The organism is Neokomagataea tanensis, assembly GCF_006542335.1.
Taxonomy (GTDB): domain Bacteria; phylum Pseudomonadota; class Alphaproteobacteria; order Acetobacterales; family Acetobacteraceae; genus Gluconobacter; species Gluconobacter tanensis.
In genome coordinates this window covers 738,646-750,206 of sequence record NZ_CP032485.1, presented here as the reverse complement: position 1 = coordinate 750,206, position 11,561 = coordinate 738,646, and the positions used below count along the sequence as shown (strand labels likewise).

The following is an 11,561-nucleotide window of genomic DNA, read 5'->3' as shown; positions in this document are numbered from 1 at the left end:
TTAGAACGCGCATAACATGACCGAGGGACCCGGTGGCGGTTCCGACTTTTGAGATAAACCCGTCATTCTTTTTGTGCGTGATCGGACGGGTGGAGAGCGATGAGACAACATGAGCTGGTTGACTGATTATGTGCGCCCGAAGCTCCGTGGCCTTTTGCAGCGGGAAGTGCCGGATAACCTTTGGACGAATTGTGATTCTTGCAGCCAGATGGCTTTGGTCAAGGATCTGGAAAAGGCCCAGAAGGTTTGTCCGCATTGCGGTCATCACATGCGTGCGACAGCGCGTGAACGGATGGCTTGGACGTTTGATGGCGGTGAGTACACCTGCATCGATATCCCCAAGGTTCCGGTTGATCCCCTGAACTTCCGTGACTCGAAGCGCTATACGGACCGCCTGAAGGATGCCCGTAACAAGTCTCAGTTGGATGAGGCGCTCTTGGTGGCACATGGCAAGGTGCAGGGGCAGGACGCCGTTGTAGCTGTTATGGCACCTGAGTTTTTGCTGGGGACCATGGGTGCTGGCCTAGGAGAGGCTTTTGTCGCGGCGTGTCGCTTGGCTGTGCTGCAAAAAGCGCCGCTGATTGTTTATACGGCTTCCGGTGGTGCGCGTATGCAGGAGGGCGCGGTTAGCCTGATGCAGATGCCGCGCACGACGATTGGTGTGCAAATGCTGCGTGAGGCAGGGTTGCCGTACATTGTTGTTTTCACGAACCCGACGACTGGTGGCGTTTCAGCATCCTTCGCAATGCTTGGTGATGTGCATGTAGCTGAGCCGAATGCACTGATCGCATTTGCGGGGCCGCGCGTTATTCAGGATACTGTGCGCGAAAAGTTACCGGAGGGGTTCCAGCGTTCTGAGTACCTTCGTGAGCATGGTATGGTAGACATTGTCGAAAAGCGTTCGGAATTGAAGGCGCTTTTGGGGCGTTTGATTGGCATGTTGACCAAGCAGCCAGCGCCAGTAGCGGAAGCAGCTGAGTAATTTTATGGCAGATTTGGGTGCGCCAGCGGTGCTGGCAAGTGAGTATCGTGGGCGCCCCGGGGCTGTTTTGGAACGGCTGCAGGTGCTGTACCCAAAGCTCATTGACTTGTCCCTTGGGCGGTTGGAGACGCTTCTGGCCCGTTTGGGCAACCCCGAACGTCATCTTCCCCCTGTTATCCATGTAGCTGGAACAAACGGGAAAGGCAGCACTTGCGCCAATTTGAGGGCTATAGCGGAGCATGCAGGACTGCGTGTGCACGTTATGACCAGTCCGCATCTTGTGGATGTAACGGAGCGTTTTCGTGTTGCGGGTAGACTCGTGACGGAAGATGTTTTGGTTAATGTCCTAGAAGAAGTGGAGCGCATCAACGACGGCGCACCTATCACGGTGTTTGAGGTTCTGACGGCGGCTGGCTTTTTGCTGTTTTCGCGCTATCCGGCGGATTTGGTCGTTCTGGAAGTCGGGCTGGGTGGGCGGTTAGATGCTTCCAACGTGATTCCAGCGCCTCGTGCTTGCGTTATTACGCCTGTAAGTTTGGATCATCAGGCCTTTTTGGGAGATACGCTCGCTGCGATAGCGGGAGAAAAAGCGGGCATCATTAAGCGTGGTGTTCCCGTTGTCGTTGCGCCCCAGGAGCCTGAAGCGTTGGCTGTCATACGCGCCAAGGCAGAGGAAATGGGCTCAGACTTTTTTGTTCTGGGGCAGGATTTTTCTGTTTCTGCTGAGCGTTCTGGGCTGGTTTACAGCGATGCTTTCGGCGAGCTGATTTTGCCTAAGCCCGGTCTGTTAGGTCCGCATCAATCTCTAAATTCGGCTGTTGCAGTTGCGACTCTGCGCTATGCGGGGATTGGTCTGCCTGATGAAGCTTATGGTGGTATCGCTCAGGCTATCTGGCCTGCCCGTTTGCAAACCTTAAAAGGTGCACTGGCGCAGAGCTTGCCGGATGGTTGGGAGTTGATACTGGATGGTGGCCACAACCCCGGGGCTGGGGCAGTGTTGGCTGAAGTTATGAGCCAATGGCAAGACGGCCCGATCCACATCATTGCGGGTGTCAAGCAAAGCAAGGATGTGCGCGGCTTCCTTGAGCCGTTGCTCGCGCATGCGGCTAGCGTCTGGGCTGTTTCAGAGGATGGGCAGCACATGGCTTCCTCCGTCGACGACATTATAGTGGCTTCAGGTGGTGTTGCGCGTTCTGGGCCGACTGTGCGGGCTGCATTGCAGGCCATAGTCGAGCAGGCGAAGCAGAGTGCAGGGCAAGACAGTGTTCTTCCTGCCAGGGTCTTAATTTGCGGCAGCCTCTATCTGGCTGGTGTTGTGCTGCAGCAAGATGGTTGGCTGGCCCAATAAAAATTTTTGTTCCTGCGGTTGTAGAGCAGTTTTTTTGAGCAAACGGGTGTTTGGTTTATGAGTGAAGCGACGGGCATAGCAGCGAATAAAGAAACCTCAGAAGGTGGGCTGACTGCGCTGCTACGACGGGCGCTCCCCTCTAGCCTTCAGGCTGAGCAAGCGTTGCTTGGGGCTATTCTGACCAACAACAAAGCTTATGAGCGCGTCTCGGACTTTTTGGAACCAGGTCACTTTTCGGACTCGATCAATGGCCGTGTATATGAAGCGGTGGCCCGTCGGATTGAGAGGGGTCAACTCGCGGACCCTGTCACGATGCGTGCAGAGTTTGAGCATACGGGTATCCTCGAAGCTGCTGGCGGGCCGGGTTATCTCGCCAAGCTGCTGACGGCCATGGTGGGCATCGTTAACGCCGGGGATTATGGTCGCGTTATTCATGATGCGTGGATCCGGCGGCAGCTCATAGAAATAGGCGAGACGACTGTTAATAACGCCTATGGTGCGCGTGCCGATCTTGACGGGGCGGACCAGATATCTGCCTCTGAAGAGGCGTTGTTCAAACTTGCTACAGAGCGTGGCCAAGATGGCGGGTTCGTCTCGTTCGGGAATGCTTTGGCGACGGCGGTCAATATTGCACAAGAGGCGTTTAAGCGGACGGGCGATGTTGTTGGCTTGACGTCTGGGCTGCGCGATTTGGATAAGCGGACAGGTGGCTTGCATCCGTCTGATTTGATTATTTTGGCAGGCCGCCCGGCGATGGGTAAAACGGCTTTGGCCACAAAGGTGGCGTTTTCTGCAGCACGTGCATTAATGCGTGATGCGCAGGAGGGAAGTCAAAAGCCTAAAGGTTCAGTCGCAATTTTCTCGCTGGAAATGTCAGCCGAACAATTGGCAACGCGTATTTTGTCGAGTGAAGCGGAAGTCTCAGGCGAAAAAATCCGTCGAGGTGATATTGGCCAAAAAGAATTTGACCGCTTCGTGCGGGTATCGCGCGAATTGCAGTCATTGCCGCTCTACATTGATGACACGCCAGCCATTTCACTTTCCGCTATGCGGACGCGGTGCCGCCGCCTGTCCAGAACGCAGGGTTTGAGCTTGGTTGTGGTCGATTATTTGCAGTTGATGCGCCCGGCGATTGGTACCAGACCCGAAAGCCGTGTTTTGGAAATTTCGATGATTACGCAGGGGTTGAAAGCGATTGCAAAGGAACTATCGGTCCCGGTGATTGCGCTGTCCCAGTTGTCTCGTCAGGTGGAATCACGTGAAGATAAACGCCCGATGTTGTCGGATTTGCGTGAATCTGGCTCGATTGAGCAGGACGCGGATGCCGTGATGTTTGTTTATCGTGATGAGTACTACCTTCAGCAGCGTATGCCGAAGGATAGTGCGTATGACAGCAACGATAAATTCCAAATGGCAACCGAAGAGTGGCAACGTAAGATGGCGCTTGTCCACAATAAGGCGGAGCTTATTTTGGAAAAGCAGCGTCACGGGCCGACAGGTACGGTGCAGTTGTACTTCGAGGGTGAATTTACGCGCTTTGGTGACTTGGACCTCATCCACGAATAGGCTTTTCAGGGCTCGTCCGGGATAGGGATTTCTGTACCGGTTTTGATGCGGTCGAGTACGACCAATGTGCGATAAGTGGCGACTGCATCGTTATCGGCAAAGAGGCGCTGGCTCAACAAAGCATAATGCGTGATGTCTTCGACGAGCATGATGAGGATAAAGCCACCATTGCCGCTGACATGGTAGCATTGCTGCACTTCAGGGGTATTTTGGAAAAGCGCTTTTGCGGGCTCAATAATGGTTGAGCGGTCGTTTTGAAAGTGTACTTCGACAATAATTGAGATGGTGGACCGGAGCGCCTCTGGTGCGACGAGTGCGACATTGCCCTGAATAATACCGTCCGCCTCAAGGGCGGAGATACGGCGCTGTACTGCGGCGGTTGATAGGTGAATCTGTTCAGCAATTTCCCGTTGGGGGATACGGTTATTTTTCTGCAAGATGCGCAGGATTGCACGGTCAAAGCGATCCAGCGGGCGGTGGTGGCGTGTTTTTTGCTTATTCATGGCATGCCTTTTGAGAATTTTTTGCGTTTAATAACTAAAGTATGGGCGCCTTATTCGGGTGTTTCGAGTTATTTTCTCATGCATGATGACATTTGATTCTCTTGAGCGCGATAAGCCAGCAGTTCTTGGTGCAGGGTTTATTGTATGTTCCCTTATTGCGCAGAATATCGGTGCGGCTTTTGCAAAACACTTATTTTTAAGCGTTGGGCCATATGGCGTGGCTGTTTTACGCATTGGGTTATCAGCGATTTTGCTGTTGGCGCTTCGTCGTCCGTGGCGGAGGTCAATTCCGCAGGGTATCTGGCCGTATGTCGTTTTGTACGGCGTTATGCTTGGTGTGATGAATAGTGCAATTTATCAGGCATTTGCGCGGATACCGTTGGGAGTGGCTCTGGGAATAGAGGTGAGCGGCCCTGTGCTTTTAGGGCTGTTAGGCTCTCGGCGGTGGATTGATTTTTGTTGGATGGCTCTAATCGTTTTTGGTCTTATTCTGCTGCTCCCCCTGCATGTCCAGCAAGCGTTGGACCCTTTGGGGGTAGTTTTTGCCTTTGGGGCAGGTGCGTGCTGGGCATTTTATGTTTTGTGCGGAAAAAGAGTGGCACCTGTCTTGGGTGGAGATGCGGCGGCTATAGGCATGACGGTTGCTATGATGGTGACTGCGCCGATAGGGTTGATTGAGGCTGGTTCCAGTCTAATGCAGCTCAATGTGTGGGCGGTTGGCTTGGCTGTGGCTATTTTATCAAGTGCAATTCCGTACTCGCTGGAAGTGAAAGCGTTGAGGCTTTTGCCAGCGCATGTTTTTGGAATGTTGCTGAGTGCGGCCCCAGCTATTGGTGCGCTCGCGGGTTTTGTTATCTTAGGCGAGACACTGACTTGGTTGCAGGTCGCTGCTATTTTTTGTGTGACGTTTGCTGCTGCAGGAAGTGCGCTGACAGTGCGTCCAGCTGGTGCGTGATGCGGGGCCGGGACATCCGGCCCCGCAGGTGACAGGTTTATTTGTTCAATACGCCTGTTGGTAAGGGAGCAAGTGATGCGCCTGTGCCTTTGCCCGGGGTGGATGGGGCAGGTGCGGCAAGATTTTCAAACTGCTCTGGGTGAGGTGATGCTGTGATGTCCCCGACGGGTGCAGGATTGCGCAGGCCGTCATACTGGAAAGGCGCAATGGAAAGCGTCTGATCCATTGTGGGCAGAAGTTTTACGTTCCAACCACCGCCGAGGCTGCGAATGAGGTCAACGTCAGCTTGGTAGAGGCGTGTTGCGATTTCGACCTGATGGATGCGGCTATCGAGTGTATTTTCTTGGCTGAAGATTGCCTCCAGATAAGTGCCGACGCCACCTTGATACAGGGTCATGGTCATGCCCTGAGTTTGCAGATTGGCTGCGACGGCTTGCTCAAGCGCTTTGTTTTCGCGGTTTAGGCGGTCTGTGCGGGAGAGCCCATCTTCCACCTCCCGGAAGGCGGAGAGCACTGTGCCGCGATATTCGTCGCGTGTTTCTCGATAGGCAGACCATGTGCGCTGAAGTTCGGCACGGCGTAGACCACCATCGAATAAGGGCATGTCAAAGCTTGCGCCGTAGGTCCAGAGAGAGTTTGCGAGATTTGCGAGGTCAAACCCGTTGGACTCGAAGCCGCCACCGAAGTTAAACGCGATATGCGGATAAAAAGCAGCACGTGCGATGCCAATTTCACGGTTGGCTTGTGCCATTTCGCGCTCGGCTGAGGCGATGTCAGGACGGCGTTGAAGCAGTTCGGACGGGATGCCAGCTGGGATGGTTGGTTGGTGGAAGCTTAGCTTGTCAATTTGTGGAATGTGAAAGCTGGACGGAGAGGTGTTGGTTAGAACAGCGATGGCGTGCTCTGTCACCTCGCGTGCGGCTTCGACATCAAGCTTGGCAGCCTGTGATGTGTAAAGCTGAGCTTGTGCGCGTGCGAGGTCAAGGCGTGGGGCCGCTTTGAATTTTAACTGGGTTTCAGTGATTTGCATGGCGCGCTGGTAATACGCAATGGATTGCGAATAGATGGCAATTTGCGCGTCGTAGCCCCGGAGTTCGATGTAGTCACGGGCGAGTTCAGCTTGGAGGCTGAGGCGCGCCATGGCGTAATCGGCGGCGCGTTGCTGAGCTTTTTGTTTTTCAGCGCGGACGTGATTTCGGATGGAAGACCAGAAATCGGGCTCCCAAGAAGCCAGTCCTTGGTAAATCTCCTGAGTTTGCGTCAGGGTAGCGCCGTTGCGGAAGAGGCGGTCTGCGGATTGTTTGTTGTCCGAGGCGCCAGCGTTCAGGCCTAGATGGGGGAGTAGTTCTGAACGTGCTTCCACAACGAGGGAGCGCGCTTGGGTAAAGCGTTCTGCGGCGGCTTGAAGGTCAGCATTTTGCGTGCTGGCGCGTGCCTCGAGCGTGTTGAGTAGTGGATCATCGAACATGATCCACCAATCGGTGGGCAGGGTATTGTCCGCCGGGGTGGCTATGCCAAAGGGGCCTTGGCCGTGCCAGGATTCTGGCACGACAAAGGTTGGCGGAGTGTAGGTTGGGGCGAGGTCGCAGGCGGACAGACCCAAGAGGGACAGGGCTGTTCCGCCAGCGAGGCTAAGGCTTTTAAGGCGGCGCAGGTTCATTCTGATTTTCCGAATCCAGATTCGTTGTAGCCACGTTGTGGGGTTACGATGTGGACTTGATCGCCTTCAAGAAGGTCGGCGGGTGGGTTGTCGATGACCCGGTCGCTGCTATCAATGCCAGCTTGAATTTCGGTTGAGCTGTCGGCCATACGTCCCACGACAACCTTTTTGTAGTGAACGTGGCTGTTGGCATCCACTGTAGCGACGGTCATGCCCTTCTCTTCAAATACTAAAGAAGATGAGGGTAGTTCGTAGAGTTGTGAGTGTTCGTTATTAGCTTTCAGGGCGACTGAAGCGAAGGTGCCTGGCCAGAGTTCTTGCTTACTGTTTTCCATCGTGAATTCAGTAATGGCTGTGCGGGTGTTGGGGTCGAAGCCTTGTGAGGTTGTGAGGAATTGCGCTGTGAATTTGCGGTCTGGGTACTGTGGGACCGTTACTTCAGCGGTTAGGTCTGGCTGTAGAACATAGGAAAAGACTTCTGGCACCGAGACAAACATACGCAGACGGTGTGTGTCCGCTACTGTAAAGAGCTCTGAGGCACCACCAGCCGAGTCCACGCTGCCGCCGCCGCTGTTTACGTAATCGCCGACGCTGACGTTACGTGCAGTCACGACGCCGTCGTAAGGTGCGACGATTGTTTTAAAGCGCTCAAGGGCCTCAAAGTGATCAACGTTGCGTTGGGCTGCGTCAAAGTCTGCGCGAGCGGATTGTTCGTTTGCGTTTGAAACGGAGACGGACTGACCGGATACCGCTTCTGACTGGCCCATTGCGCGCCAGCGCTCAGCGGTGACGGTGGCCAGCTTGTATTTGGCCATTACGGAGGCGAGATCCGCTTTGGCTTGCGCGTACTGAGCATCAAGCGCAGGGGCGTTGATTTCAGCGAGGACGTCGCCGGCTTTAACGTGTGCGCCGTAGTCTTTGTACCACATCTTCACGTAGCCTGAGACCTGCGCGTAGATTGGTGCCTGGTACCATGCATCAATCGTTCCGGGCAGTGTCAGGGCGACTTTGCTAGGAGATTTTTGAGGTGCGATGATCGAGACATTGGGTATGGCGCTGGCGTTTGTTTCTTCCGCAAGGGCGGAAGACGCATGGACTTTTTCAACGACGAGATAGCCGGCGTAGAGCGCTAGGAGGCAGCCACCCGCGACGGCGACGAGTTTAGGAGAAGTGGCCATCAGACGGTTTCCTTCTGGCGCGATGAGCGGTTGTGGAGGATAGCGTAAACGCAGGGTACGAAGAGCAGTGTGGAGATCGTTGCGACGATAAGGCCGCCGATCACAGCACGTCCAAGTGGTGCGTTTGTGGAGTTGGAAGTAGCCATTGGGACCATGCCCACGATCATGGCCAGAGCGGTCATGAGTACGGGGCGGATACGGCCAAACCCGGCTTCGATGGCGGCTTTAAGCGCGTCACCGTGGATTTCGATCCGTTCACGGGCAAAGGAAACCACGAGAATTGAGTTTGCCGTGGCGGTGCCCATGCACATGATGGCGCCTGTAAGGGCTGGAACCGAGAGACGCGTGCCGGTTAGGAACAGCGCCCACGCAATGCCACCCAATGCGCCAGGAAGTGCGGTAATGATGATGAAGGGGTCCAGCCAAGACTGGAAGTTCACCACAATCAGCAGATAGATAAGTACGATTGATACAAGCAGGCCTTCAACCAGTTGGGTATATGCGCCGTGCATTGTTGTGGCCTGACCGTGAACGGTAATGTCTGACGAGCGGGGCACGTTGTTCTTATCGTGTGCCAGCACATCGTTTACGCCGTTGAGGACAGATCCAAGGTCGGTGCCTTCTGCTGAGACGTAGATGTCAATTTCAGACATCGAGTTAAAGTGTGAGACTTCGCCCGGTGTGCCGGTGGCGACAACGTCAGCCAAAGCGCCGAGAAGCTGTGTTTTGTCGTTCGGGTCGCCATCGCCCTTATCAACAGGAATGGTCAGCAGGTCCGTCAGGTGGGTGAGTTGGTCCTGTGACGTATAAACGTTGAGCGGGAAGGTAACGTTGTCTTCTGGGTCAAGCCAGAACTGGGGGTCAACAACACCGGAACCGGACAGGGTCAGGAGTTCGTTGGTAGCCAGATCGTTTTCGGTGATGCCCGTGGCCTGACTAAAGGTACGGTTGCCGTTTACCATCAGTGTAGGCGTTGCCATCGTTTGTTGGATGGTGACGTCTGCTGCGCCGGGAACGTGGCGGAGTTGGCCGATGATGTGGCGTGCGTAGTTGTAGTTGTCTGAAATGCTCGGGCCCGCGATTTGGATATCGATTGGGGCAGGTGAGCCGAAGTTCAGAATTTGAGTAGTGAGGTCAGCCGGTTGGAAGGTGAATACCGTGCCGGGGAAGCGTGCGGACAGATCTTTGCGCAGCAGCTTACGGTATTCCCAGACGGGTGATTCCGGGTCTTTGAGAGCGACGGTCAGGTCACAATCCTGCGTGCCGACGCTTGGTGTTGGCATGAAGGCTTGGTTGTGTGGACCTTCTGGAAGGCCGCAATTTGAGATGATGTTTTCGACTTTGCCGGGCAGGTCTTGGTGGATGCGATCATCAACCAAGGCTGCGATGCGGCCAGCGACCTCAATACGTGTGCCGAGTGGCGCGCGCATGTGCATTTGCAGGGCGCCAGATTTAACCTCTGGGAAGAAGTCACGGCCAGCAAATGCGTAGAGTACGAAAGATGCTAGAGAGCAGGCGAGGAAGATGCTTACGAAGGCTTTGCGGCGTGCGACGCAGCGTGTCAGCACATCGTTGTAGCCGTTACGGAAGGCCGTAAAGCGGCGTTCAAAGCCTTGCTGGAAGCGACCGAAGATTGTTTTCGGTGCTGGTGGGTGTGCATCATGTCCGTGAGCGTGGTGTACCTGACCCGCGAGGAGGTACTTGGCCATAGTTGGGACCAAGGTACGGGACAGAATGAAGGACGCAATCATCGCGAAGATGATGGCCTTTGCCATGGGCATGAAGAGGAAGCCTGCAACGCCGTCCAGCTCGAAGAGGGGGAGCCAGACGATACAGATGCAGGTGGTTGAAACGAAGGTTGGAATGACGATTTGGTTGGCTGCGTCGATGATGGCGAGTTCAAGATCTTTACCCATTTCAAGGTGGGTATCGATGTTTTCGATCATCACGGTTGCGTCGTCCACAAGGATACCGACGGCGAGCGCCAGACCACCAAGGGTCATCACGTTGATGGATTCACCCGCCCAGCCCAAGGCTATGATGGAGCACAAAATGGCCAAGGGGATGGAGGTTGCGATGATGACGGTAGAGCGCCATGAGCCAAGGAAGAGGAGAACCACTACGCCTGTAAGAAGGGCGGCTGTGATCATTTCTTGGACCACGTCGTGGATTTGATCTTTCACCAGGACTGATGCGTCAGAGAGAATTGAGACGTGTACATCTGGTGGAAGAATGGCGCGTAGACGTGGGAGAAGGGCTTTTGTAGCGGCGACGACGTCGAGGGTTGAGGCGGAGCCGCTCTTTTGAGTGATCATCTCCACACCTTGGCGGCCTTTGACCAGCACGAGGTTGGTTTGTGGGTGACCACCGCGGTAAACTTCAGCGACATCGCGGATGTAAATTACAGCATTGCCGACGCGCTTGACGGGAATATTGGCAATGTCATCCATCGTTTCTGGGGTGGCGTTGGTTTGCACCATCCAGTCGGTCGAATCGATCTTCTGGTCACCAGCGGGCAGAACGATGTTCTGGTCGCGCATCGCTTGTTGTACGTCTGCCGCGGAGAGGTGATGCGCGCGCAGTTGATCTTGGTTCAGCGCAATCATCACGAAGCTGTCCATACCACCATTGGGGTGGGCTACGACGGCACCGGGGACGGTGGCGAGGAGCGGACGGATGGAAATGACGCCGAGCTTAAACAAATCCGAAGGTGTTTGTTTTTGCGAAGTGACCTGCAATGCGATGACCGGAACCTGAGAAGGGTTCAGGGCCATGATCATCGGGGCTGGTACTTTTGGCGGCAGCCCTAGCAAGATGGTTTGGGCAATAGCTGTAACTTCGGCCTCGGCTGTGCCGACTTCGGTACCTGGCTGGAAATAGATTCGAACGATGGAGCGGCCGTAATAGCTGTCCGATTCCATATGCTCGATGCCCTGTACCGTCGTGGTGACGGAGAGCTCGAAGTTGTATGTGATTCGCCCTGCAAATTGCTGAGGCAGCAGACCGGGATAGGTCCAGACTACGGCAACGACAGGAACTTTAATATTCGGGAAGACGTCTGTCGGTGTCTTGAAGATCGACATGACCCCGAACATGACAATTAAGATCGATAAGACGACGAAGGTAAGTGGTCGCCTTAGCGCGGTCACGACGATGGCATTCATGGAGCGGCAGTTCCAATCCTGTGACTAGCTTTGAAGGATTGTTCCAACGCTAATGGTTCATCTCGGTTTAGTCTCGTAAATGATGCTTTATATTATGGATGAAGTATTACCGTTTTGTCATGAAAAACGCTTTTATTTCTTGAATCTATAGCTGAACTTGGTGGGGCAGTGTGGTTGTGGCTCTTATGTGCATGGGGGCCATGAT

Annotated in this window: 8 protein-coding genes; 4 read left to right on the top strand and 4 right to left on the bottom strand. The window is 54.6% G+C overall.

From position 1 onward, the window contains the following. The first annotated feature begins 109 nt into the window (after positions 1 to 109). The 3 genes from accD to D5366_RS03510 are packed head-to-tail and all read left to right on the top strand — an operon-like array spanning position 110 to position 3,896. Positions 110 to 982 carry an acetyl-CoA carboxylase, carboxyltransferase subunit beta gene (gene accD / locus D5366_RS03520; protein WP_141492315.1) on the top strand — a complete coding sequence of 291 codons (873 nt, stop codon included), beginning with the start codon at positions 110 to 112 and terminating at the stop codon, positions 980 to 982. A 4-nt stretch (positions 983 to 986) separates the two neighbouring features. Continuing rightward, on the top strand, positions 987 to 2,330 hold the full coding sequence (locus tag D5366_RS03515; RefSeq protein WP_141492314.1) for a bifunctional folylpolyglutamate synthase/dihydrofolate synthase: 1,344 nt from the start codon (positions 987 to 989) through the stop codon (positions 2,328 to 2,330). 57 nt (positions 2,331 to 2,387) lie between these two features. Then, positions 2,388 to 3,896, top strand: a complete 1,509-nt coding sequence (locus tag D5366_RS03510; protein WP_141492313.1) for a replicative DNA helicase — start codon at positions 2,388 to 2,390, stop codon at positions 3,894 to 3,896. A 5-nt stretch (positions 3,897 to 3,901) separates the two neighbouring features. Here D5366_RS03510 and D5366_RS03505 read toward each other — a convergent pair whose 3' ends face one another. Next, positions 3,902 to 4,399, bottom strand: a complete 498-nt coding sequence (locus D5366_RS03505) for an Lrp/AsnC family transcriptional regulator (RefSeq protein WP_141492312.1) — start codon at positions 4,397 to 4,399, stop codon at positions 3,902 to 3,904. Between the two features lie 82 nt (positions 4,400 to 4,481). On the opposite strand from D5366_RS03505, the gene D5366_RS03500 reads away from it, so the two are divergent. Further along, positions 4,482 to 5,354 (top strand): EamA family transporter, encoded by an 873-nt coding sequence (locus tag D5366_RS03500; protein WP_141492311.1) that lies wholly within the window; start codon positions 4,482 to 4,484, stop codon positions 5,352 to 5,354. Positions 5,355 to 5,391: 37 nt separating this feature from the next. Here D5366_RS03500 and D5366_RS03495 read toward each other — a convergent pair whose 3' ends face one another. The 3 genes from D5366_RS03495 to D5366_RS03485 are packed head-to-tail and all read right to left on the bottom strand — an operon-like array spanning position 5,392 to position 11,356. Beyond that, positions 5,392 to 7,014 (bottom strand): efflux transporter outer membrane subunit, encoded by a 1,623-nt coding sequence (locus D5366_RS03495; protein ID WP_141492310.1) that lies wholly within the window; start codon positions 7,012 to 7,014, stop codon positions 5,392 to 5,394. After that, positions 7,011 to 8,192 (bottom strand): efflux RND transporter periplasmic adaptor subunit, encoded by a 1,182-nt coding sequence (locus D5366_RS03490; RefSeq protein ID WP_141492309.1) that lies wholly within the window; start codon positions 8,190 to 8,192, stop codon positions 7,011 to 7,013. The genes D5366_RS03495 and D5366_RS03490 overlap by 4 nt, the downstream gene beginning before the upstream one ends. Further along, positions 8,192 to 11,356, bottom strand: a complete 3,165-nt coding sequence (locus D5366_RS03485) for an efflux RND transporter permease subunit (RefSeq protein WP_141492308.1) — start codon at positions 11,354 to 11,356, stop codon at positions 8,192 to 8,194. The genes D5366_RS03490 and D5366_RS03485 overlap by 1 nt, the downstream gene beginning before the upstream one ends. Between the last annotated feature and the right edge of the window lie 205 nt (positions 11,357 to 11,561).